The sequence below is a fragment of the Cognatundibacterium curvum genome, assembly GCF_014284235.1.
GTDB classification, from domain to species: domain Bacteria; phylum Pseudomonadota; class Gammaproteobacteria; order Burkholderiales; family Burkholderiaceae_D; genus Undibacterium; species Undibacterium curvum.
Map to the genome: position 1 here is coordinate 193,783 of NZ_JACOGD010000008.1, position 24,589 is coordinate 218,371.

The following is a 24,589-nucleotide window of genomic DNA, read 5'->3' on the forward strand; positions in this document are numbered from 1 at the left end:
ACCGTTACGACAAAAACATACCCAGCAGAAACAAATGGCAAAATACTACCTGAATCCTGGCGTAAGGTCAGCCTGATTTCAGGAAAACAATTCCACCAGACGGCGCCAAAATCCATCTGGCACTTTCAATAATAAAAACGTAATCGTCACGTAGCGCAGAAACTTACCGATTGCCATGTACAACAAGCTGCTCCAAAACGGCAGCCTGAGCCAGCCTGCCAGGGTGCAAATCGGATCACCAATAATGGGTAACCAGGCCAGCAGCATGGCTTTCGGGCCGAACCTTTCCAGCCAGCCAAACCAGAAACTGCTGCGCTCTTTGTGAAAAGCCTTTTCTGCCGCGTAGCCCATCGCATAATCGACCGCTCCACCCAGCGTATTACCGACGGTAGCGACCGCGATCACCAGCCAGAATAGTTCGGGATTGGCTTTGATGACGGCAAACACGGCAGGCTCTGAGCCCATGGGCAGCAATGTTGCCGAAATAAAACTAACAATAAAGACTGACAGCAAGCCCACCTCGGGCACTGCCAGAACCTCAAAAATCCAGTGTATCAGTGCATCCATTCGGCTTCCATTCAGCTTTCATTCTGTTTCAATTCAGGTTCAATTCAGCGATATTACATTCAGCCTGCGGGTCTCAAAAGCGCATCCATTATAATAGGCGCTCAACTACCGCTATTATCAACCCAACTGAGCCTGTTACTGAGCTCAGATTCAACCTGAACGCATATGAGCACTGATTATCTGAAAAAGATCCTGACTGCACGCGTCTATGACGTGGCTTTTGAAACACCGCTGGAATTCGCACCCAGCCTGTCAGCCCGGATGGATAATCGAATTATGTTCAAACGCGAAGACATGCAAAGTGTGTTCAGCTTCAAAATTCGCGGCGCGTATAACAAGATCGCCCATTTGAATGCTGCCCAGCTCAAGCGCGGTGTGATCTGTGCTTCCGCTGGCAATCATGCACAGGGCGTGGCACTGAGCGCCAAACGACGCGGCTGCAAAGCAGTGATCGTGATGCCGACCACCACTCCGCCAGTAAAAATCGACGCGGTGCGTGCGCATGGTGGCGAACTGGTGGAAATCGTGCTGCATGGCGACTCGTATTCCGATGCCTACACCCATGCGCTGGAGCTGGAAAAAAAACGTAAGCTGACCTTTGTCCATCCTTTCGATGATCCGGATGTGATCGCCGGTCAGGGTACGGTGGGTATGGAAATCCTGCGCCAGCACGCTGGTCCTATTCATGCGATTTTTGTTGCAATTGGTGGCGGTGGCCTGATTGCGGGCGTATCCGCCTATGTCAAAGCAATCCGCCCTGACATTAAGATCATCGGTGTGCAAACCACAGATTCTGATGGCATGGCACGCAGTCTGGCCGCAGGAAAACGGGTGACGCTGAACGATGTCGGCCTGTTCTCGGATGGTACTGCAGTGAAGCTGGTGGGTGAAGAAACCTTCCGCCTCGCAAAAATGTATGTGGATGAAGTCATCACGGTTGATACCGATGCGGTCTGCGCTGCAATTAAAGACGTATTCCAGGATACGCGCAGCATATTGGAACCCGCCGGTGCACTGGCGGTGGCTGGCTGTAAAGCCTACATCGAGCGCGCCAAAGCTCAGAAAAAACCGCTGAAAAACGAAACTCTGGTGACAATAGCCTGCGGTGCGAATATGAATTTTGACCGGCTGCGCTTTGTGGCTGAACGCGCCGAAGTCGGTGAAGCACGTGAAGCCGTATTTGCCGTGACCATACCCGAAGAGCGCGGCAGTTTCCGTCGTTTCTGCGAACTGGTCGGTGCACGTAATGTCACTGAATTCAACTATCGCATCAGCGATGATAAAGCCGCGCATATTTTTGTCGGCATCCAGGTCAATGACAAGCTGGAGTCCAGCAAGATTGCCAAAAATTTTGAGAAACATGGTTTCCCAACTTTGGATTTAACGCATGATGAACTCGCCAAGCTGCATATCCGCCATCTGGTCGGTGGTAAGAGTGGTCTGGCGCAGGATGAGCTGCTGTATCGCTTTGAATTCCCTGAGCGTCCCGGAGCATTGATGCGCTTCTTAAACAGCATGGCACCGAACTGGAATATCAGCCTGTTCCACTATCGTAATCACGGCGCCGACTATGGCCGTACGCTGGTCGGCTTGCAGGTACCGAAAAAAGAAATGAAGGACTTCCGCTCCTTCCTGTCCACGCTGGGCTATCGCTACTGGGATGAGAGTCAGAATCCAGTATACAAATTATTTTTAGGCTGAGTTCTTCAACAATTTTAAGAACTGTAAGCGCTTTAGAACTTTAAAACCATGACACAAGACCACACACTGAATTCACCGGAACAATCCCAGCTGGGCAAAGTCGCCACCTACAAGGCAGAATATGATGCATCCCTGCTGTTCCCGATTCCGCGTAGTGCCAAACGCGAGGAAATCGGTGTCAGCGGCACCCTGCCCTTCTTTGGCGTGGATATCTGGAATGGCTATGAACTGTCCTGGCTCAATCAACGTGGTAAGCCACAAGTTGCGATTGCACGTTTCCATGTACCGGCAGACTCCCCTAACATCATAGAATCGAAATCCTTCAAGCTGTATCTGAATTCTTTCAACCAGACCAAGGTAGTGGATAGCGACACGCTGATCCAGACTTTACAACGCGATCTGAGCGCAGCAGCTGGCGCCCATGTTTCCGTCAGCCTGACGCTGCCGGAACAGTTTTCCCAATTGCAGATGCAGGAACTCAGCGGCACTTTACTCGACCGGCTGGATATCGAAGTGGATAGCTATCATCCGGCACCGGAATTATTGCGCGCTAACCGCGATGAAGCGATAGTCGAAGAAACCCTGGTTTCGCATCTGCTTAAGTCTAACTGCCTGGTCACCGGTCAGCCCGACTGGGGCAGTGTACAGATCCATTACGTCGGTCCGCAGATCGATCAGGAAAGCCTGTTACGTTACCTGATAGGCTTCCGCAATCACAATGAGTTTCACGAACAATGCGTGGAGCGCATCTTTGTCGATATTCTGCGTCAGTGTCAGCCGCAGAAACTGGCCGTGTATGCACGTTACACACGACGTGGCGGACTGGATATCAATCCATGGCGCAGCAATTTCTCCACTGCTCAGGCACCGGGCAATGCACGCAATGCGCGGCAATAAATACTCAGCAAACACTTTCAATTAATCCTTTAACTATTTACTCAACTGGACCCATGAAGTCTTATTTCACAAAAACTTTGCTACGCGTAGGCTTATGCCTTGCCGCTGCATTACCCCTGGCCGCTATGGCTCAGGAAAAAACCGACACCAGCTGGTGGGAAAAATATAAAAACAAGGCCGTTGGCTTGTATGACAATGGCCAGTTGTCTTTAATGCTGTCGGGCTATGCTCACCATGGACGCAACACCTATACCGCAGAACGTATCGCTGAATTGAATGAACGTGCCTGGGGACTGGGTTTCAGCAAAGTCATGCGTGATGAAAAGGATAATGAAGAATCCATCTACGGCATGGTGATTTCAGATTCCCACTTTAAGCCTCAGCCTATGGTCGGCTACGCCTATCAATGGACCAAACCCTTGTCAGAAAAACTGGAAGTCGGCGTAGGCGCGACTGGTTTGCTGATCAGCCGTACTGACTACTTTGGTGGCTTCCCCTTCCCGGCCGTATTGCCGGTTGCCTCAGTCGGTACCCGCCACAGCAAGCTGATGGCGGCCTATGTACCACGTTTTTCTAAAAATAAAGGCAATGGTGACGTTTTATTGCTATTCGTACGTATCGATCTAAACTAAACGATTGACGGACGCCATCCGTATTTGCGATGATCATTGCCTTGCGTCAATTTGATGGCATAAGACAATGATCGGGCATGCGTGTTTACTCGTTTTTGCCATGCATACGGACACATAGCAGTCAGAATATCTGTAAGCAATGTAAGCGATGTAACAGACTGACACTAATTTGCATTTCCACACAGGTACTAAGAAGCATATTATGCGAGTCGCTAACTCCGATCAGGATGCAGCTGACTTTTTTTGTTGAACTTGTTGCTGCCTTGTTTTTACGTTGTCGTGATACCGTCCAAACCTAATTTTGAGCCTGCGCCAGCTGTGCTCACCGTCAGCTCAGAATGGCATAGCAGCATGCTGGACATGCAGCCGGATGCGATCTTTGTTTTGCTCGATCAGAAAATCGCGTATGCCAATCAGGCAGGGCTGGAGCTGCTGAAAGCCAATAGCACTGAGCAGATCATGGGAATGCGGCCGGAAGATTTTTTGACAGGCAAGTATCACCTTGCGGTACGTCAGTTATTTGAGCTTGGCAAGAATGAACGCATTCCCGGCCCGCAGTATTATCAATGTGTAGCACTGGATGGGCAGACTGCAGACGTAGAGGTTTACAGCAAAGGCCTGCTGATCGGTGAACAGAGCGCTATTTTACTCAGCGCACGGCAATACAAAAGTCCTTCCCCGGCGCAGCAAACCATTGAACAATTAATCAACGAAGTCAAACATCAGAGCAGCCGGGTGCATGAAGCGCTGCACCACGAAAAAGAAATCCTGGAAATGATCGCACTGGATAAGCCTTTGGCCGATATCCTGGAAGATGTGTGCGATCGCATGGAGCGCTTGCTGGACAACGGCGCCTTATGCGCGATCAGTCTTTACGATGCGGAACAGCAAGTGCTGAATCTGGGCGCCGCCCCTTCGCTGCCGGAAGCGTTTGTAAAACGGATATTGCAGCTGAAAGTACAGGAAAACAATGGCTGTAGCGCAGCAACGATACTGAAAAACCGTATTACTATCGTACAGGATATACAGCACAGTCCGGTCTGGGGTGGAATGAAACAACTGGCTGCCGAAAATGGCTTATGTGCGAGCTGGTCTACCCCAATTTCTACGGCGTTCAGCTCCCTGTTGGGTACGGTCGATGTGTACTACCGTCATCCACACACGCCGGATGATGATGAGCAGGCCATGATTATGGATGCCTGCGATCTGATTGCACTGGCTATTGATAAAAAAAATATGGAGCAAAGTCTGGAAGAAAGCGAGGAGCGTTACCGTTCTGTCGTGACCAACCTGACTGAAGGCATCATGGTGATAGGACCCGGTGGTCAGATCCTGACTTCCAATCCTTCCGCACTGCGCATCCTCAAAATTGCAGATATCAACTCGGTAGGGCGTCGCCACCGCTATTTCAAACGTATTTTTACAGAAAATGGCGATACCTTAAAACTGGGAGAAGATCCCGCCTCCCAGGTCTTCCGCAATGGACGTGCCATACTGGATCTGTCGATAGGCATGGAATTGCAGGATGGCTCTGTGGTCTGGCTGCTGGTCAATTGCTTACCGATTTCCGGCAAAAACAGTCAATATGCCTCGGCCGTACTGATTTCATTTACCGATACCACAGAAGTAAGGGAAACCCAGCGTCAACTTAATCTGATGGCCAGTTTTGATGCCCTGACTGGCCTGCCGAACCGGCATCAGCTGAATCAGCGCCTGGATAAAGCGATCAGCGAGGCCAAGCAGCAGCGACAACATGTCGCCTTATTGTTTCTGGATCTGGACCGTTTTAAAAATGTAAATGACACTGCAGGACACGCAGCTGGCGACAGCCTGTTACGCAATGTCGCCGGGCGCCTGCATTCCTGCATACGTGAAACCGATATGCTGGCGCGCTTAGGTGGCGACGAGTTCGTGATCATTGCGGAACAAGTCAGGGATGCAGTCTATTTACGTGAACTGGGTGAACGGGTACTGGTGTGCATGCGCGAGCCATTCATCATAGACGGCAACGAATATCATCTGGGCACCTCGATAGGCATCAGCGTCTTTCCGCATGATGGCCAGGATGCTGCGACGCTGATGCGTTGCGCTGATTCTGCGATGTATCATGCCAAAGAATGTGGCCGCAATAATTACCAGTTCTTTACCACCGAACTCAATGTGCGGGCCCAGCATCGCTACTCGCTGGAAACCAATCTGCGCCGCGCGCTGGCAGAGCAGGAGTTCCGCGTGTATTACCAGCCCAAGCTATGCCTGAGCAATTCCAGCATCGTTGGGGCCGAAGCATTGCTGCGCTGGCAGATGCCGGGACTGGGCTTGATTTCTCCGGCCGAGTTTATCCCTATTGCGGAAGAAATCGGCCTGATCCTGCCGCTTGGGCGTTGGGTACTGGAACAGGCTTGCCAGCAAACACAGCACTGGCGTGAGCAGCATCACGCGGATCTGGTCATCAGTGTCAATATTTCGCCTAAACAGTTTCAGGATACTGGCTTATGTAAGTTCATACAGCGCACTTTGCAGCAAACCGGCTTACCCGCGCATGCACTGCAACTGGAAATTACCGAAGGGCTGCTGATGGCAGACCTCGATACTTTGCTGCCTATGTTTGAGAGTCTGCGTCAGCTTGGTGTCAGTATTTCATTAGATGATTTCGGTACCGGATTTTCTTCGCTGTCTTATTTGCAGCGTTTTCCAATTGATAACCTGAAGATAGACCGCTCTTTTATTCATGATATCCCGCATAACCCGGATTCCGTCGCGCTGGCACGTGCGATTATCGCGATGGGACAGGCCTTGCAAATGAGCGTCACTGCCGAAGGTGTGGAAAACCGTGAGCAGGTGCAATTCCTGGCCGGATCTGGCTGTCAGGAAATGCAAGGCTATTACTTCAGCCCTCCAGTACCTGCGGCCGAATTTGAAACTCTGTTTGAGCGCAGCTGGCACAATGACTAAGCTCCGGACGCAGGTAAAACTGCCTCAGCGACCTTATGGCTCCTGCTCATACAATTCGTCATGGCTGTGTCGTCTGGACTTGCCGGAACAATTTTGCCAAAGTCCAGACTTAAGTTAATTACACTGAGCATTCAATTCCAGCCTATAATTTGCATGTCTAGCTCCTATCGCAGCTGTACTTTCTTCGCACCATGACAAATATTGCAAAAATTCTGCCCCTTTCCAATGTGCTGCTGGATCTGGAAATTTCCAGCAAAAAAAGAGCATTTGAACAGGCAGGCTTGTTATTTGAAAATAACTGCAGCATCGCCCGTTCCACCGTATCGGATAATCTGTTCGCGCGGGAGCGTCTGGGCTCTACCGGACTCGGGCATGGTGTGGCGGTTCCCCATGGTCGTATCAAGGGCTTGAAAGCGCCGATTGCCGCGTTTGTACGCCTGAAAGATCCGATTCCGTTCGAATCGCCGGATGGACAGCCGGTCAGCCTGCTGATTTTTTTACTGATGCCTGACAATGTACAGCAACAGCATCTGGCCATACTCTCTGAAATCGCTGAAATGCTGTCCAATGAAGCATTCCGTGATGAGTTACAGACTGAGGCCAATGCCAGTGTCGTCTACGATAAAATTCTGGCCTGGCGCCCGAATTTACCTCCTGCTGTTTAACGCCTGATCGTCTTCGCAGATTGTTGATTTTCCCGCCATGCCAATATTTACAGAATTAACGATACAAAAAATCTACGATGACAACCGCGATATCATGCAGCTGGGCTGGTTTGCCGGCTTTGCCGGAGCGGATAAACAAATCACTGGCGATGCCGCTTCTTCGGCCGATCAGGTCGGCCACTTAAACCTGATTCATCCTGGCCGTATTCAGGTACTCGGGCATCAGGAACTTGCTTACTACAACCGCCTGTCGAATGCCTCGCGCGCTAATCTGATCCGTGAACTGGTGGCCGGTGGCCCGCCTGCACTGATCGTAGCGCAGGGTCTGGATTCCCCACCGGCGTTTCTGACTACCTGCGACGATAACAATATTCCCTTATTTTCCACGCCCTATCCATCAGCACAGGTCATCGATTATCTGCGTGTTTATTTGTCGAAAAAACTCGCGCAACGCATCACCATGCACGGCGTGTTTATGGATGTGCTGGGCGTAGGTGTACTGATTACCGGTGAGTCCGGCTTAGGAAAAAGCGAACTGGGGCTGGAACTGATTTCACGCAGTCATGGCCTGGTAGCAGATGATGCGGTGGAATTTTCACGCATTGCGCCGAATATGATAGAAGGCCGCTGTCCGGAATTACTGCAGAATTTGCTGGAAGTACGTGGCCTGGGCTTACTCGATATAAAAACCATATTTGGCGAGACGGCGGTCAGGCGCAAAATGCGTTTGAAGCTGATCGTGCATCTGGTCAGACGCAGCACGTTGGAAGAAAATTATGAACGCCTGCCTATCGATTCACATACCGAAGAAGTGCTGGGTCTGCCGATACGCAAAGTCGTGATTCCAGTAGCGGCTGGCCGCAATATTGCGGTTTTGCTGGAAGCGGCGGTACGCAACACTATCCTGCAGCTGCGCGGCATCAATACACTGGAGGACTTTATGGAACGCCAGCGTCGCGCCATGGAAGCGGGAGACTGAACATGGATGTGATATTGATTTCAGGTATTTCCGGTTCAGGAAAATCGGTGACGCTAAATGTACTGGAAGACGCAGGTTATTTTTGTGTTGATAATCTGCCGCCCTCCTTACTGCCCGAACTGATCGCGACACTGGAGCGTGAGTCGCAAATGAAAACTGCCATTGCGATGGATTCACGCAGTGCACATTTACTGACCACAGTGCCGGCCACCATAGAGAAACTGCGCCAGGCTGGTCATACCGTCAGGATTTTATTTCTGACTGCCAGCACTGAATCGCTGGTCGCACGCTTCTCAGAAACCCGCCGCAGCCATCCTTTATCGCATCGCATGGGTATTGATGCACACGCGTCTATTCATCTGACCTTAACCGAATGCATAGAAGAGGAAAGAGAAATACTGGCATCTATCCAGGCCAGCGCGCATGTGATCGACACGACCGATCTGAGCGCCAATCAGCTACGTAAATGGGTGAGAGAATTTATCCAGATTGAGCACGTACCGCTGACCCTGATGTTTGAGTCATTTGCATTCAAACGCGGGGTGCCGCTGGATGCGGATCTGGTGTTTGATGTACGCATGATACCAAATCCACACTATGATCTGGCGCTGCGACCGCTGACCGGACGCGATGAACCGGTAATAGAATTTCTGGACAACCAGCCCATGGCACAGGAGATGTATCAGGATATCCTGGAATTTCTGCGCAAATGGATACCGGCATTTAAGGCCGATAATCGCAGCTATCTGACGGTAGCGATAGGATGTACCGGTGGCCAGCACCGCTCTGTTTATATGGTGGAAAAACTGACTCAGCAATTCCTCACGACAGAGCAAGTTTTGATACGCCACCGCCGCCTGCATTAAGCGCAGCGCACTGAAAATGATAAAAAAAACCGGGAATTTTTCCCGGTTTTTTTTATTTCAACTTCCTTGTTCAGGCTCAGACCTCCTAAGACCCGCTCAGATCAGATCAGGCCATTACCACTTTTCGCATTTTTTGTGCGATATACAGCAAGGCGGTCAGCGTGATTCCGCTACAGACAATCAGTGCTGCACCGGCGGCCGGGAAATTCAGCGCTTCGCCTTTGAGTACCTGATTCATCATCTGGTTCTGCGCCAATACCGGCACCCATTGAAACCAGGCTGGTTCACGTCCCGGAAACAGGATAGGTGCGAGTGACACAAATGGGATAAACATGGTGACGATCTGATTCCTGACCTGTGCCTCTTTGTAGCTCTTGCAATCCAGCGCAATCGCGATCTGTAAAGCTGCGACGCTGGCTGCCAAAGGCAATAAGATGAACAGGAAACCGAAGGCGTCTTTCAAATTGAATTGGAAAGCTGCCCGCAGAGTCTCATTCTTAATCAGCCACTGGGTGGGGAAGAAGCTGAAGATCGTCAGCACCACCACACCCATACCGACCAGCGCCACCGCGCCCCATTTACCGACGGCCAGTTGCCAGCCACTTACAGGATTCATCATCAAAGGTTCCAGCGAACCACGCTCACGCTCACCGGCTGTGGTGTCGATCGCAGCGTACATACATCCCACCACGATCGCCATCAATACCATCATTGGCAGCATTTCCGTCAGCGTAGTTTTACGCTCCTCCGGTTTTTGCAGATGGCGCTCACGGATGTCTATCGTCTGTAACAGGTCGGGAGATATACCTCGCATGGTCAGGTTCATCACCATGCTCTCCTGCACAAAGGCATCGAGCAGGCGGCGCAAAGGCCGCAGGCCGAATTCAGCCTGACGATTCGAGGTATCGTAGGCCAGCTCCAGCCGGACTGGCTCAGCGCTCAGCAGCTTGCTTTCAAAGTCTGCCGGGATCAGTAATACCGGCTGGGTCAGTTCCTTATTGCGGGACTTGGCTTCGTAATCGGCTGCTGCTGCCTGAATCTGATAACCCTGACGCTGTATGAAGTTCTCGAGTTGCGGCGCATGCTCCATGCCGACCGCGATCACGATACGCTTTTCTTCCTGAGTTTCAACCTGGGACAGTATGGCTGAAAAGATCACCAGCATGATGGGTACACCCAGCAAAGAGCTGATCAGCGCAGTCATCAGGGTACGACGATCACGCAAGGCATCGCGCAATTCTTTTTTCAGAATTTCTATGGTCGCCATCATGCTGGCACTCCTTTCACAGCGTCGGCATCATTTAAAAATGCGAGTTTCACGAAGGCGTCTTCAAAGTCCGGTTTACCCGCTAAATCCAGTAATTGCGGTACCGTGCCACGCGCCACATTCCGGCCTTGCGCCACGATCACCACATCATCGCAAAGGCGTTCCACTTCCTGCATGATATGCGTGGAAAAGATGATGCATTTGGCGCCGCCTTCTGCTGAGCGTAACCAGCGTAAAAACTCACGCAGCGCCCGTGTAGCGACGACATCGAGTCCATTGGTCGGTTCATCCAGAATAATGTTTTTAGGGTCGTGGACCAAAGCACGTGCCAGTGCAGTTTTCATTTTCTCGCCCTGACTGAAACCATCGGTACGGCGGTCCAGTAGTTTTTCCATTTCCAGCCAATGCGCGAGTTGGGAAATTCTGGCGTCTACCGCATCTGCCTGCAGACCATGCAGCAAGCCGTAATAGCGTATGTTTTCACGTGCAGTCAATCGTGGATACAGACCACGTGCATCCGATAACACGCCCATTTGTGACTGGGTGGATTGTGCGCCCGGCTGCACTGCGACACCATCAACCTGTATCGAACCTGAGTCCGGTTTCAATAAGGCGGCAATCATTCTCAGGGTAGTAGTTTTACCCGCACCATTCGCGCCCAGTAAGCCGGTAATCGCACCATCGGCCGCACTGAAACTGACGCCGTTGACTGCCCTCACCAGCTCAGGCTGCTTTTTCATCAAACCCAGCGAACGGGCTATGCCTTGCACAGTCAGCACTTCTGCTTTGCCTACACGTACGAATTCTTTATGCAGATTGTCGACGATAATCATGGCTGAGCTCCCTTCTTTTCCTGTACCGGCATCCATGCCAGCGGCCTGGGTATCTGACGTACACAGCTGCTGTCGGTCGCCAGGGCTTCTTTATCTTCCTTGGCACTGAAAAAGCGAACCACCACATCACGCACGCAAGAGTGAGCGAGCAGTCCGTGACCGGCATTATCAACCGTGATATGCCGCGCGTTGGCGCCCAGTGCCTGCGCAACTGCGGCACCGTTGCGTATCGGCGTGACCGGATCGATACCACCGCTCAGCAGCATGACGGGCGCGGCAGTCACCGGTATCTGATAAAACGCCTCAGGCACTTTGCCACGCGGCCAGTTTTTACAGGCTTTTTCATACATGCCATTCATCGTTTTTTCAAACTCGTTACGTGCAGCTGGCAAAGGCTTGGTCATGGCTTCACTACACCAGACCGAGTAATGCATACCGTAATTGATTGCGGCCGGGCCGGGCAGATTGGTCGAGCCACTCAGGCCAACCAAAGGCTGAAAATTCCCTTGATCCGCCTGCGATATCGCGTAGGGCAAACCCGCGGTCAAGGCTGGTGTATAGAGGGTACGGTGCACCATACCCAAGACCTGATCACGACGCAGATCCAGCTTCATCATGGCGGCAGTACGCGGGTGTGTCAGTGTCACTTGCTTAGGCAAACTGTTCAGCAAATGCTGCCAGCGCTGTGCCAGTTGCGGATAAGCCTGATTGCAGCGCTCCTGCTTGGCACAATCGGCAAACAACCCATCCAGTGCAGCCTGCGCGTCGGCGCTTTGTATGCCCATATCGGGCGGTACCACACCATCCAGCACCAGTCGTCTGACAGAACCGGGGAACTGACGCAGGTATTCGAGACCGACACGGGTGCCATATGACGCGCCAACCAGATTAATTTTGTCATAGCCCTGCGCCAGTCTGACTGCGTCCAGATCCTGCACCGCGATACTGGTGGTGTACATCCCCAGTTCGCCATGCGGCAAACTTTGCAGGCGCTTCAGACAAGCCTCGGTACGGCGTTCTGTCTGTACCTCATCCAGCACCTCATCGCGTGCTTCCAGCTCAGGACAACTGAGCGAAGCGCTGCGGCCAGTGCCACGCTGATCAACAAACACCAGGTCGCGCCGCTTATTCAGACGCCCCAACACAGCCTGGCCAAAACCCGCGACCTGTATCGCGCTCTGACCAGGTCCACCGGCCAGCAAAAACACCGCATCCGGTAATTTGTTTTTATCCTGGGATGGCAGCACCACATAATGTACGTCGATTTTTTTACCGGCAGGCTGATCCGGATTGAGCGGGCGTGACACCACACCGCATTGGACTTCCTGTGGAAAATCAGGCACGCGACAAGCACTGGTCGCGGCCTGCGCACCGCCTGCGGCCAGTAAGGCAGTCAGGCTCAGTAGCTGAGAAAAAACATGACGGGGCAAGGCAGTCTCCTGAGTTGATTTACTTTAGGGACGCCTAGTGTATCGCTAACAATTAAAAAAGTGGCAGCATGTGACGAAACAGGGTTTTGCAGCGATTAAATACTGCAACACGATGCTGAACTAAGCAGCGTTATGTACTCCTGCACAGCATTCAACTTGCAGTGCTCTGTACATTCCTTGCAAGGCTCAGCAATAAGCTTTTCACCGGTGCCGGCAAAGCAGCATCCTGCACTTGATTTAATGGCAGCCATTGGTATTTGTCTTCGGCCACGACCAACCGGGAGCTTGCGGCGGCAGGCTGCAACTCCATCAGCAGCGGATGTATCCATAAGCGGAAATGGGTGAACACATGCTCCATCACCGGTAATAAGCGGCCTGTTCCAGCCTGACCAAATGGCCGTATCACCGTGTTGAAAGCATCAGTGGGCAGTTGTGGCAGATCGGGGCTGCGGCTGGGTTCACATGCCTGCATGCCATCCAGTTCAGGCAGTGATAACAAGCCACCCCAGATGCCGATATCGGCACGACGTTCGACTAATACCGCATCCTGATGCATCAGCACCAGCATCACCGCCTGTTTCTGTTTTGTCGCTGCCTTAGGTTTTTTGAAGGGCAGCAGCTCGGTCAGTCCCTCTGCCTTGGCCACACAACGCTTTTGCAAAGGGCACAGCAGACAAGTCGGACTGCTACGGGTACAAACGGTCGCGCCCAGATCCATCAGGCCCTGGGTATAGGCTTCAATGCCGCTGTCCGGCAATAAGGCATCGGCCAGTCGCCACATATTATCCTCAACTGGTTTACTGCCGGGATAACCATGTATGCCAAACGCACGCGCCAACACCCGCTTGACATTGCCATCCAAAATGGCTGCCTTGGTACCATAAGAAAAAGCGGTGATCGCTGCTGCAGTGGATCTTCCGATTCCAGGTAAATCCTGTAGCAAGACAGGATCAGCGGGAAACTCCCCGCCATACTCAGCCACCACGCGTTTGGCACACTGATGCAAATTGCGCGCACGGGTGTAATAACCGAGTCCGGCCCAATGCGCCATCACCTGTTCTGAGGGTGCCTGCGCCAATGCATGGACGTCAGGGAAGCTGCTTAAAAATTTCTGATAATAAGGAATGACTGCGCTGACCTGGGTTTGCTGCAGCATGATTTCCGACAGCCAGACGCGGTAAGCCGCACGGCTTTGCTGCCAGGGTAAGCCATGGCGGCCGTGCTGCTTTTGCCATTCAATCACAGCGGATGAAAAGCCGGCGTCTGGTGCATATTCAGAAAAAAAATTGGCGGCCGCAGCCGCCGGTGTCACATGGGTCATGGATAAATTCAGGCGGCTACTTTTAATTTGGATAAATTGGCGGCCAGCGCTTCTTTGAGTTCGGTTTCCAGATCGGTCAGCGCTTTTTTCTGTGTATCGACCTCAGCCTGCATGGTTTCAAAGGAAGTGATTTTATCTTCCAGACTATCGGTCGCGACATGGATACGCTGTATCGATTGCATGCGGTTTTTGAGCTGAGATTTATGCTCGCGAATCTGCGCTTCCAACGGTGCCATCACCACTTTTTGCCAGGCTTCGACATCTTTATTTGCCTGTAAAAAGTTTTGTTTGACGCGCGCTGCCACTGAATCAAAGAACTTATGAATCAGCTTGACACGTGTTTTACTCATCATCTTGGTATAGCTAAACTGTTTTTGACACACTACTTCAATAGCGTCTAACTCATTGATGTATTTATCGAGTGAAAAAGGCATAGGCGCAGACAAAGCCAGGCCATGCTCAGTCGAGAATTTACGATACATCACCGCCATCATCTCAGAAATCTCATCGGTCTTTTTGTTAGAGGAAATGAGATTCAGTCTGACCTGCGCAAAGAACTGGCGTATCGAATCACGCAAACCGGTTGTCAAATGACTGGCTTCCATCGCTTCGCGGGTTTTACGGATTTCCTCACGCAGGATATCCATGCCCAGGCTGGTGAATACTTCGGTCGACAGTTTGGTAAATACCGCACGGGTACCCTGCATACGGATCAGGCTCGCATCGAATTCTTTTTTCTCGGCATCGACGCGCTTCATCATGTGCTCGATCACATTCATGTTCTTACCGCGTAAGCTTTTCAGCTCCAGCATTTGTTCAACCACGCTGCGGCTACGTGAAGTAATCACGGCTTGTTGTGCATGTGTGATTTCGGTAATTTCTGCGATCAGTTGCGAACGGATGATGTCTTGCTTGGCCGGGATCAGCTCTTTCGATAAGGCATATTCCAGGCTGGGCAAACGGCTGCGAGCCAGCAAAGGCGCATCCTTATTGATTTTGGCAACCAGACCTTTTTGTGCTGAGACCGGGAATATCTGTTTCTCTTCTAATGCCAGCGTCTGTGCGACGGTGCTGACCTGACGCGCGATCTGCTGCTCAGTTTCTTCCGTCGTACGCAATTCATCCCACATGCTGTCGATTTTATTGAGCACCACCATACGGCCCATACCAGAGCCTATATGATTGCGCCAGACATCAATATCACTCTTGGTCACACCGGTATCGGCAGCCAGAATGAACAGGACGGCATGCGCATTCGGGATCAGGTTCAGGGTCAGTTCAGGCTCGGTACCAATTGCATTCAGGCCTGGCGTGTCAACAATGATCAGACCTTCTTTGAGCAGGGGATGCGGGAAATTGACGATGGCATGACGCCATTGAGAGATTTCAACCAGACCGTTTTCATCGACTTCCAGCGCTGCATCGGGATCATCTTCATCAAACAGGCCATATTGTTTGGCCATCTCAACGCTGACCTTTTTGGTCAGGCTGACTTGTTTAAAAGCTTCCAGCATGCCATCGCCTGAACTGATATTCAGCGGCAGCACTTTCCATACATGGTTCTGCCCCTTGTATTCGCTGGTTGACTGCGCTTCGGCACGGGTTTCAATCGGCAGCAGACGTATGCAAGGCGGAATCGTATCGTCGTACAGCAATTCAGTCGGACACATGGTGGTACGTCCAGCCGATGAAGGCAGGATGCGCTGACCATAATCAGCAAAGAAGATAGCGTTAATTAATTCAGACTTGCCACGGGAAAACTCAGCAACAAAAGCAATTGATAACTTATCGTCAACAAGGCGCTCCTGCAAACGGGCCAGACGCTGATCAGTTGCCGCATCAGCCATGTCTGATCCACTAATCCAGCCGCGATACTGTTCCAGCGCCCGGGCGACACCCTTGCGCCATTCGCTATATTCTTGGAATTTTTGAACCAGATTGCTCATGTTCCCCTCAGTAAATTTTTTATTCGTTCAAGTATATATGTAAGCGCCGCAAAAAAAACGCAAAACACGGCATTACCAACAAGCATTGCCCGAAAGGACAGGCATTTTGACGGTTTTTTGACTTATTTCTGACAATGCGCACAATAAAAAGTGCTGCGCTGTCCCTGCCGGATTTGCTGCACTGGCCGTTCACACAAACGGCAAGGCTGGCCCGCACGGTCATACACAAAATAAGACTGTTGAAAATATCCGCTTTGCCCGTCTACCCCGACAAAATCTTTCAAGGTGCTGCCACCCTGAGTAATGGCTCTTTCCAAAGTTTCCTTAATAGCATGAGCCAACAACTGGTAGCGCTGCAGACTGATGCGCTGCGCTGCGGTTTGTGGCCGTATACGGGCTTTGAACAGGCTCTCAGACGCGTAGATGTTACCAACCCCGACAACAATGTCACCCGCTAATAGCACCTGTTTAATCGCCGCACTGCGCTTTCTGCTTTGCTGGTACAGAAACTGTCCGTTGAAGTCAGCCTGCAAGGGCTCCACGCCCAGGCCACGTAACAGCACATGCTGCTCCAGCGGTCCCTCGGTATTGTCATGCCATAGTACCGCTCCAAAGCGGCGCGGATCAGTCATACGTAAAGCCTGGGCACCGACCACAATATCCAGATGATCATGCTTGGCAGCAGGCTGCTCTGCGGGCAGGATGCGCAAATGGCCAGACATACCCAGATGTATCAACAGACTGCCATGCTCAAAGTGCAAGAGTAAATATTTCCCACGTCTGCCAGTGCTCAGTATCCGGCGTCCGCTAAGCAGACCGGGCAATTGCTCAGGGAATGACCAGCGCAAACCTGCCCTGCGCATCACGACGCCGGTGACGATTTGTCCATGCAGGTGTGGATCAAGTCCCTGACGGGTCACTTCAACTTCTGGCAATTCAGGCATAGCGGGAACTTTTCTGGGCAGATAAATCTAAAAAGCTGGATGCGCCATTGTGCCACTTCAGTTTGTGACCGGGATGCATGTTTACCGTCATCATGGTGTAAGCAATCAAGGCAGACAAACGCATTTACAATTTGACACAGAGCAATAATTTGAGGATAAAGACCAGTCACGCAGATCGTAAGACTGGCATCGTATTGTATAAAATCCTAAGAAACCCACGCTTTGATCACTTCAGCGTAAAATCGCTCATCCTTTTCTCTATTCGGATCCGACTTGAAAACTCTGAACAATGTTGTTTCGACCGCTATTGTAGCTGCTCTCAGGCCGGCTGCTTACCTGGCATGTGCCGCGGCACTGACCGCCTGCGCCGGATTAGGAACACAGACGGCACTACAGCCTGAGGATGCGCATCATGCGCGTGACGCTGCCCATGCAGCACTGTCCGCCGAAAAAGAAGTGGGTGCCACACCAGCGACGCCAGTACCGGCACAAGATAAGCTGCCCGAACTCAGCCTGAGCCCCGAATTACTGTACAAAGTGATGATGGCGGAAATCGCCTATCAGCGCGGCAGCTGGCAAGCCGCCTATGTCACCCTGATGTCGACGGCACAGGAAACGCGTGACCCGCGCTTTGCCAGCCGCTCGGCCGAAATCGCACTGAGCGCTAAGCAACCGAGCGAAGCCTTGTCGGCCATCCGGCTGTGGCGCGAACTGGCACCGGAATCAAATGAAGCCATGCAGTATTACCTGGGCTTCATGCTGATGAATAATAATCTGAGCGAGATCCGTCAGGTCTACACAGACAGACTGAAAGCCGCCAGTCCTGAGCAATATCAGGTCATCATGCTACAGGCGCAACGCTTGCTGTCACGTGCGCGCGACAAACAGGCCGCCATGAGCATGCTGGAAGAACTGCTGGCACCGTATCAGAATTTTCCGGAAGCGCATCTGGCACTGGCGCAAGGCGCGATGGTAGCTGGTAACAAAGCACGCGCACTGTCCGAGGCACAACAGGTGCTCAGCAAAAAATCCGATTCCCAAATCGCCGCCCTGACCATAGCGCAGGCTTCCACGCAGGCCGATGCGGTTAAATTCCTGAATAGCTTTTTGAAAAAAAATCCGCAGGCACGCGATGTGAGACTGGCGCTGGCCAGCTTGCTGATTGATCTGAAAGACTACGACAAGGCCTATGGTGAATTCGAATACCTGTTGCGTGATAAACCAGATGACGCCAATACCCTCTACACACTGGGCGTGTTGTCTATGGAGCGTAACCAGCCGGAGCAGGCTGAAAACTATCTGAAGCAATATCTGAAGCTGGCTGAAGATAAACCGGAAGATCGCGATCTGAGCCCCGCGCTGCTGAACCTGTCACGTATCGCCATCGAGAAAAAGGATTACCAACAAGCGCTGGACTGGCTATCGCAAATTGAATCCTATGATGGTAAAAATCCGGTCTGGTTCAATGTACAAATCCGGCGCGCTCACCTGTTAGCACGCACCGGCAATGCCGACGCCGCAATGCAATTACTCAAAACCACGTCTGCAGCAAATGAAGCAGAACAGGTGCAATTGATACAAACCGAAGCGCAGTTACTGCGTGACCGCGGTTCCGTGCTGGAAGCCGGTCAGCTACTCAGAGAAGGCAGTAAAAAATTCCCGGACAATGCCGACCTGCTGTACGACTATGCAATGCTGCTGGAATCCCAGCAAAGTCTGGAAGAAATGGAAACCAGTCTGCGTAAAGTGATCGCGCTGGCACCTGAGAATCAGCATGCCTACAATGCGCTCGGTTACTCATTTGCAGACCGTAATATCAAGCTCGATGAAGCGCTGACTCTGGTGCAAAAGGCGAATCAATTGGCACCGGACGATCCCTATATTCTGGACAGCCTGGGCTGGGTTTACTTCCGCCTCGGTAAAATCAACGAGGCAGAAAAAGCCCTACGCCGTGCCTATGAAATCCGTAACGATGCCGATATCGCGGCGCATTTAGGCGAACTGTTGTGGAGCAAAGGCGATCAGGAGGCCGCAAAAAAAATCTGGCGTGAAGCGCACCGTAAGGATGCGGGCAACACGACATTAAAAGGCACGCTGCAGCGCTTTCAGTTTAAGCCCTGAAGCGGAATGAGGAACTGGCACAGGCACTACCGTTACAGGTAAGCCTGTGCTGGCATCACTCTGCCCTGCTCTCTGACCATTCAGGTTTTCCCCTTATGCATTTAATCAAACCCATGCTGTTGAGCATGCTGCTACTCACCAGCGCCTGCTCCGTCATACCAGTCAATCCGTCCTCCGGCAGCATGCTCACGACTCAAGCTGCGAGCAGCTATCAGCAGCAAATCAGCCTGAGCGGCAAACTGTTTATACGCTATGAACAGAATGGCAAGGCACAGCAATTACCCGGCAACTTTGACTGGAAGCAGAACGCGCAAAATCTGGTCATCGATCTCTACAATCCCTTGGGACAAACTATCGCCAGAATTACCCAGACTGCGCAATCAGCGATGCTGGAGCAACAGGACAAGCTACCGCTACAAGCCGACAATCTGGAACAGCTGCTGCAAGACAGCCTGCACTTCCCGCTGCCGGTATCCGGTTTGCGCTACTGGCTGCAAGGGCAGATACGCCAGGCTGATGGACAGCTGAACGCCTTAAGCGCGAATGATCAGGTGGTAGAAACCGATGGCTGGAAAATCCGTTACGCCAGCTGGCATCAGCCGGGTTCACCCAAGCGCATAGAATTATCCCGTTACACCGCCGAGGCTGGCCAGGTCAGCCTGCAGATTATTTTAGAAGCCCCTACCTCACCATGAAGTCTTTACATCAATGTCCGGCACCGGCCAAACTGAATTTATTTCTGCACGTAACAGGTCGCCGCGATGATGGCTATCACCTGCTGCAAACCGCATTCCAATTGATAGATCGCTGTGATTTGCTCGATTTCGATGTACGTCAGGATGGGCAAATTCTGCGCACCAATGATGTGCCGGGTGTACCGGCGGACAGCGATCTGATCGTACGCGCCGCCCGCCTGCTGCAACAGAAAACCGGCACCACGCTGGGCGCTGACCTGACTCTGCATAAAATCCTGCCTATGGGCGGCGGTGTCGGTGGCGGCTCCTCCGATGCGGCAACGACACTGATGGCTTTAAATCATTTATGGCAAACCGGACTAAGCCGCACTGAGCTGATGGCACTGGGTTTGCAGCTGGGTGCCGATGTGCCATTTTTCATCTTCGGCGAAAATGCATTTGCCGAGGGTGTAGGCGAGGAATTACAGGCAATCAGCACGCCAGAACGCTGGTTTGTGGTGATAGAACCGGGCGTACACGTACCGACTCCGGCAATTTTTTCGTCCAGGGAGTTGACAAGAGACAGTAAGGCCGTCAGAATAGCGGACTTTTCCAGCAATGCAGAAAATTACTGGAGAAATGATCTGCAAACAGTTGCCTGCGCAATGTTTCCGCAAGTCGATGAAGCCATACAGTGGCTCTCGAAGTTCGGAAATGCGAAGATGACAGGATCAGGAGCTTGTGTTTTTTGTGCTTTTGCTGATGAATCAGCAGCAGACAAAGTGATAATGCAAATGCCCGGTCGCTGGAAATCATGGAAGGCAAAAGCGCTGAATCAACATCCTTTAGTTGATTTGCTGCAGAGATAAAAATTTGGTCTGTTGCGAGTTTTACGCTAGAATAGCGAAAGATTCTGACAACAGATAAACGGTTGTGTAGGGGAATCGCCAAGCTGGTTAAGGCACCGGATTTTGATTCCGGCATGCGAAGGTTCGAATCCTTCTTCCCCTGCCATTAAATTAAAGCCGCCGCATACAATGTGCGGCGGCTTTTTCAGTTTATACCTCTGATTATTTTCTAAAGCTTCACCAATTAGACAAATAATCTGGCCCTCAAAAAAATTCAGCCGATAGGTCCCGCCATGGCAAACGCGCGCGCACACGATAACATGATGGTCTTCACTGGTAACGCCAATCCTGCATTGGCTGCCGGCGTTGCAAAACAATTGGGTATTCCGCTTGGTAAAGCAGATGTCTCCAAATTCTCTGATGGTGAAGTTGCTGTCGAAATCAATGAAAACGTGCGCGGTAAAGATGTTTTCGTTCTGCAATCCACTTGTGCGCCAACCAATGACAACCTGATGGAAATCATGTTGATGGTCGACGCGCTCAAACGTGCATCCGCTGGCCGTATCACTGCAGCGATCCCGTATTTCGGTTATGCACGCCAGGATCGCCGTCCACGTTCCGCACGTGTGGCTATTTCTGCCAAAGTTGTTGCCAACATGCTGGAAGAAGCCGGTGTAGACCGCGTCCTGATTATGGATCTGCATGCAGATCAGATTCAGGGCTTCTTTGATATCCCGGTTGATAATATTTACGCATCCCCGATTTTGCTGGGTGATCTGGTTTCTAAAAACTATGATGACCTGCTGGTGGTATCACCTGACGTCGGTGGTGTGGTTCGTGCACGTGCGCTGGCAAAACGCCTGGGCTGCGATCTGGCGATTATCGACAAGCGCCGTCCTAAAGCCAATGTGTCCGAAGTCATGAACATCATCGGTGAAGTTGAAGGCCGTAACTGCGTGATCATGGATGACATGGTTGATACCGCAGGCACACTGACTAAAGCAGCAGAAGTACTGAAAGAACGCGGCGCGAAAAAAGTGCTGGCTTACTGTACTCACCCTGTATTGTCCGGCCCGGCGATTCAGCGTATTTCCCAGTCCCCGCTCGATGAGCTGGTCGTGACTGACACCATTCCACTGTCAGACGCAGCACGCGCCTGCAGTAAAATCCGTCAACTGTCCTGTGACAGCCTGCTGGCAGAAACCTTCCGCCGTATTACTAAAGGCGAATCGGTCATCTCCCTATTCACAGACTAACAGACTAATCGACGTAAGCGTTTCCGGCGCTGCCATATTTTCGTGGTGGCGCTTTTTACTGTATCCCTGGTCGCGGGGATACAAAACCGCAAGTTAGCTCTTGCATTTTTTGGAGTAACACCATGAAAGTTATCGCATTTGCACGCAAAGAACAGGGGACCGGAGCGAGCCGCCGCCTGCGCAATGCTGGCCAAACACCTGGCATCATCTACGGCGGCACAGAAGCCCCAGTAGCAATCAGCCTGGATCACAATGCGCTGTACCACGCATTGAAAAAAGAAGTATTCCACTCTTCCATTCTGGATCTGGAAGTTGACGGTAAAGTAGAAAAAGTTCTGTTGCGCGACTTCCAGGTTCACGCATACAAACAATTGGTATTGCACGCAGACTTCCAACGCGTTGACCCTAACCAAAAGATCCACGTTAAAGTGCCTCTGCACTTCATTAACGCTGACGTATCTCCAGCAGTAAAACTGTCCGCAGCAGTCATCAGCCACGTAGCGGTTGAGCTGGACGTTTCCTGCCTGCCAGCTGATCTGCCAGAATTCGTTGAAGTTGACCTGTCCAAACTGGAAGCTGGTCAATCCGTACACGTTTCCCAACTGGTTCTGCCAGCTGGCGTAACAGCAGTTGTACACGGCGACGACGCAACTGTAGCTATCGCTACCGTACCAGCAGGTGCTGTTTCTGCTGACGCTGAAGCAAAATAATTCTGCGAATTGATTTCGTCAGAATGATCTGAAAAAACCAGCCTGCGGGCTGGTTTTTTTACGTCTGCAGTTTTTCGCTTACACTACTGGTTTCGTTTTACGCAAAATCCTGTCCGCGCAGGCATTAGTACCGTCCTGCTGGCGTGCTGGTTTTGCCTAAGCTATCACACCTGACCTGCCTGGAGTAGACCATTGCTGAACCGTTCTCCCTTATTGCCAGCATTCTGTGCAACGCTGCTGGCCCTGACTGCACTGAGTAATGCACAGTTCGCGCAGGCGCAGATTGCAGCCAACATCAAATACGACACCAGCTATCCCATCATCAGTCCGGTAGAGGGAAAAAAAGGCCTGGTCGCGAGTGAGCATCAACTGGCTTCGCAGGCGGGTATCGATATCCTCAAACGCGGTGGTAATGCGGTTGATGCGGCGATTGCAACCGGCTTTGCGCTGGCCGTGGTATTGCCGAATGCCGGGAATATCGGTGGTGGCGGCTTCATGATGATACATCACGCGAAAAGCGGCAAAGATGTGGCGATTGATTTCCGTGAACTGGCGCCGCAACTGGCCAGCCGCGATATGTATCTGGATGCCAATGGCAATGTGATACGTGGTAAATCCCTGTACAGCCATCAGGCCGTCGGTGTGCCCGGCACCGTGGCGGGATTCGAGATGGCACTGCGTGACTATGGCAGCCTGCCGCTCAAAGACTTGCTGGCACCGGCGATCCGTTATGCCGAACAAGGCTTTGTGGTCAGCCCGCATCTGGCCGCGATGCTGGAAGCGAGTAAAGAACAACTGGCCGCCTTCCCTGCCGCTAAAGCGATTTTCTTTCAGGATGGTCGTCCGCTGCGCGCCGGCGAGCGCCTGATACAAAAAGATCTGGCGAATTCCTTGCGTCAGATTGCAGCACAGGGTGCGAAAGCATTTTATGAAGGTGAGATTGCGAAGAAAATCGTAGCCGAAATGCGTCAGCATCAGGGACTGATTTCTGAAGCAGATCTGAAATCTTACCGTGCCGTGCAGCGCCAGCCGGTGCGCGGTCAGTATCGCGGTTTTGACATCGTCTCCATGCCGCCACCAAGTTCAGGCGGCGTACACATTATCCAGATGCTCAATATGCTGGAGCGTTTCCCCTTGCGCGAGCAAGGCCATAACAGCGCCCAGACGCTGCATCAGCTCAGTGAAGTCATGAAGCTTGCCTATGCCGACCGCTCAGAATTCCTGGGTGACCCGGATCACGTCAAGGTGCCGGTCACTGGTCTGACCTCACGCCGCTATGCGGATGTATTAGCGCAGAAAATCAAGCAGGACAAAGCCACGCCCTCGGCCGAGATCAAGCCAGGCCAGCCGCAGGCCTATGAAAGCGATCAGACCACGCATTACAGCGTGGCGGATCAATACGGTAATGTGGTAGCAACTACTTACACGCTGAATCTGAATTTTGGCAGCTGCATCGTGGCCGCCGGTACCGGCATCCTGTTGAATAACGAGATGGATGATTTTTCGATTAAAGCCGGGGTGCCGAATGCATTTGGCTTAGTCGGCGGTGATGCCAACGCGGTGCAGGCATGGAAGCGTCCACTGAGTTCGATGACACCGACTATCGTACTAAAAGACAGCAAACCCTATTTGGTGACAGGCAGCCCGGGCGGCAGCCGGATTATCACCACCACTTTGCAGACTATCCTGAATGTGATCGACTTTGGCATGAACCCGGCGGAAGCCGCCGTCGCTCCACGCATCCATCAACAATGGATGCCGGATCAGCTGCGCTTCGAAAAAGGTATCAGCTTCGACACCCTGCGTCTGCTGGAACAAAAAGGGCAGCAATTAAAAGCCGGTGCCACCATGGGCAAAACCCAGACTATCCTGATCAAATCCGATGGGATCAGTGGTTATTCAGATCCGCGCAATCCTGATGGAGCGGCCATCGCATACTAAAAAAACGCAGGGCAGCATCACACCGCCCTGCGTTTTTTA

Annotated in this window: 20 protein-coding genes and 1 tRNA gene; 14 read left to right on the forward strand and 7 right to left on the reverse strand. The window is 51.9% G+C overall.

All coding sequences use genetic code 11. From position 1 onward, the window contains the following. Positions 1 to 78: 78 nt before the first annotated feature. A complete protein-coding gene (locus tag H8K43_RS15745; RefSeq protein WP_186904711.1) occupies positions 79 to 567 on the reverse strand; it encodes a YqaA family protein in 489 nt (162 codons plus the stop codon). A gap of 165 nt (positions 568 to 732) precedes the next feature. Here H8K43_RS15745 and ilvA point away from each other — a divergent pair, with 165 nt between their 5' ends. From ilvA to rapZ, 7 genes are all read left to right on the forward strand, one after another. Beyond that, on the forward strand, positions 733 to 2,268 hold the full coding sequence (gene ilvA / locus H8K43_RS15750; protein ID WP_186904712.1) for a threonine ammonia-lyase, biosynthetic: 1,536 nt from the start codon (positions 733 to 735) through the stop codon (positions 2,266 to 2,268). A gap of 48 nt (positions 2,269 to 2,316) precedes the next feature. Then, a complete protein-coding gene (queF, locus tag H8K43_RS15755) occupies positions 2,317 to 3,165 on the forward strand; it encodes an NADPH-dependent 7-cyano-7-deazaguanine reductase QueF (RefSeq protein WP_186904713.1) in 849 nt (282 codons plus the stop codon). A 53-nt stretch (positions 3,166 to 3,218) separates the two neighbouring features. Then, positions 3,219 to 3,797: a hypothetical protein gene (locus H8K43_RS15760; protein WP_222611063.1), complete on the forward strand. Its 579-nt coding sequence runs from the start codon at positions 3,219 to 3,221 to the stop codon at positions 3,795 to 3,797. 243 nt (positions 3,798 to 4,040) lie between these two features. Next, positions 4,041 to 6,749 (forward strand): sensor domain-containing phosphodiesterase, encoded by a 2,709-nt coding sequence (locus tag H8K43_RS15765; protein ID WP_186904714.1) that lies wholly within the window; start codon positions 4,041 to 4,043, stop codon positions 6,747 to 6,749. 191 nt (positions 6,750 to 6,940) lie between these two features. Next, positions 6,941 to 7,414 (forward strand): PTS sugar transporter subunit IIA, encoded by a 474-nt coding sequence (locus tag H8K43_RS15770; protein ID WP_186904715.1) that lies wholly within the window; start codon positions 6,941 to 6,943, stop codon positions 7,412 to 7,414. Positions 7,415 to 7,451: 37 nt separating this feature from the next. Continuing rightward, positions 7,452 to 8,393, forward strand: coding sequence for an HPr(Ser) kinase/phosphatase (hprK, locus tag H8K43_RS15775; protein WP_162020671.1), 942 nt, complete (start codon positions 7,452 to 7,454; stop codon positions 8,391 to 8,393). A 2-nt stretch (positions 8,394 to 8,395) separates the two neighbouring features. Then, positions 8,396 to 9,259: an RNase adapter RapZ gene (rapZ, locus tag H8K43_RS15780; RefSeq protein ID WP_186904716.1), complete on the forward strand. Its 864-nt coding sequence runs from the start codon at positions 8,396 to 8,398 to the stop codon at positions 9,257 to 9,259. A gap of 106 nt (positions 9,260 to 9,365) precedes the next feature. On the opposite strand, the gene H8K43_RS15785 is transcribed toward rapZ, so the two are convergent. The 6 genes from H8K43_RS15785 to mutM all read right to left on the reverse strand — a co-directional run bounded on the left by H8K43_RS15785 (position 9,366) and on the right by mutM (position 17,000). Further along, positions 9,366 to 10,529 carry an ABC transporter permease gene (locus H8K43_RS15785; protein WP_186904717.1) on the reverse strand — a complete coding sequence of 388 codons (1,164 nt, stop codon included), beginning with the start codon at positions 10,527 to 10,529 and terminating at the stop codon, positions 9,366 to 9,368. Further along, positions 10,526 to 11,359 (reverse strand): ABC transporter ATP-binding protein, encoded by an 834-nt coding sequence (locus tag H8K43_RS15790; protein WP_186904718.1) that lies wholly within the window; start codon positions 11,357 to 11,359, stop codon positions 10,526 to 10,528. Before H8K43_RS15790 ends, H8K43_RS15785 begins: the two co-directional genes overlap by 4 nt. Beyond that, positions 11,356 to 12,789: an alpha/beta fold hydrolase gene (locus tag H8K43_RS15795; RefSeq protein ID WP_186904719.1), complete on the reverse strand. Its 1,434-nt coding sequence runs from the start codon at positions 12,787 to 12,789 to the stop codon at positions 11,356 to 11,358. Before H8K43_RS15795 ends, H8K43_RS15790 begins: the two co-directional genes overlap by 4 nt. A gap of 151 nt (positions 12,790 to 12,940) precedes the next feature. Beyond that, positions 12,941 to 14,110 carry an A/G-specific adenine glycosylase gene (gene mutY, locus H8K43_RS15800; RefSeq protein WP_186904720.1) on the reverse strand — a complete coding sequence of 390 codons (1,170 nt, stop codon included), beginning with the start codon at positions 14,108 to 14,110 and terminating at the stop codon, positions 12,941 to 12,943. An 8-nt stretch (positions 14,111 to 14,118) separates the two neighbouring features. Continuing rightward, positions 14,119 to 16,056, reverse strand: a complete 1,938-nt coding sequence (locus H8K43_RS15805) for a dynamin family protein (RefSeq protein ID WP_186904721.1) — start codon at positions 16,054 to 16,056, stop codon at positions 14,119 to 14,121. Positions 16,057 to 16,178: 122 nt separating this feature from the next. Then, positions 16,179 to 17,000, reverse strand: a complete 822-nt coding sequence (gene mutM, locus H8K43_RS15810) for a bifunctional DNA-formamidopyrimidine glycosylase/DNA-(apurinic or apyrimidinic site) lyase (protein WP_186904722.1) — start codon at positions 16,998 to 17,000, stop codon at positions 16,179 to 16,181. A gap of 273 nt (positions 17,001 to 17,273) precedes the next feature. On the opposite strand from mutM, the gene H8K43_RS15815 reads away from it, so the two are divergent. The 7 genes from H8K43_RS15815 (at position 17,274) to ggt (ending at position 24,550) form a co-directional block, all read left to right on the forward strand. After that, positions 17,274 to 19,121 (forward strand): tetratricopeptide repeat protein, encoded by a 1,848-nt coding sequence (locus H8K43_RS15815; RefSeq protein ID WP_186904723.1) that lies wholly within the window; start codon positions 17,274 to 17,276, stop codon positions 19,119 to 19,121. Positions 19,122 to 19,216: 95 nt separating this feature from the next. Next, complete coding sequence (lolB, locus tag H8K43_RS15820; protein ID WP_186904724.1) at positions 19,217 to 19,816, forward strand: lipoprotein insertase outer membrane protein LolB; 600 nt, start codon at positions 19,217 to 19,219, stop codon at positions 19,814 to 19,816. Further along, positions 19,813 to 20,664 (forward strand): 4-(cytidine 5'-diphospho)-2-C-methyl-D-erythritol kinase, encoded by an 852-nt coding sequence (gene ispE / locus H8K43_RS15825; RefSeq protein ID WP_186904725.1) that lies wholly within the window; start codon positions 19,813 to 19,815, stop codon positions 20,662 to 20,664. Before lolB ends, ispE begins: the two co-directional genes overlap by 4 nt. 68 nt (positions 20,665 to 20,732) lie before the next feature. Next, positions 20,733 to 20,809, forward strand: a tRNA-Gln gene (locus tag H8K43_RS15830). Between the two features lie 127 nt (positions 20,810 to 20,936). Continuing rightward, positions 20,937 to 21,899: a ribose-phosphate pyrophosphokinase gene (locus H8K43_RS15835; RefSeq protein ID WP_162020661.1), complete on the forward strand. Its 963-nt coding sequence runs from the start codon at positions 20,937 to 20,939 to the stop codon at positions 21,897 to 21,899. Positions 21,900 to 22,021: 122 nt separating this feature from the next. Further along, a complete protein-coding gene (locus H8K43_RS15840) occupies positions 22,022 to 22,609 on the forward strand; it encodes a 50S ribosomal protein L25/general stress protein Ctc (RefSeq protein ID WP_186904726.1) in 588 nt (195 codons plus the stop codon). Between the two features lie 192 nt (positions 22,610 to 22,801). Further along, positions 22,802 to 24,550, forward strand: coding sequence for a gamma-glutamyltransferase (gene ggt, locus H8K43_RS15845; protein WP_186904727.1), 1,749 nt, complete (start codon positions 22,802 to 22,804; stop codon positions 24,548 to 24,550). Positions 24,551 to 24,589 lie beyond the last annotated feature (39 nt).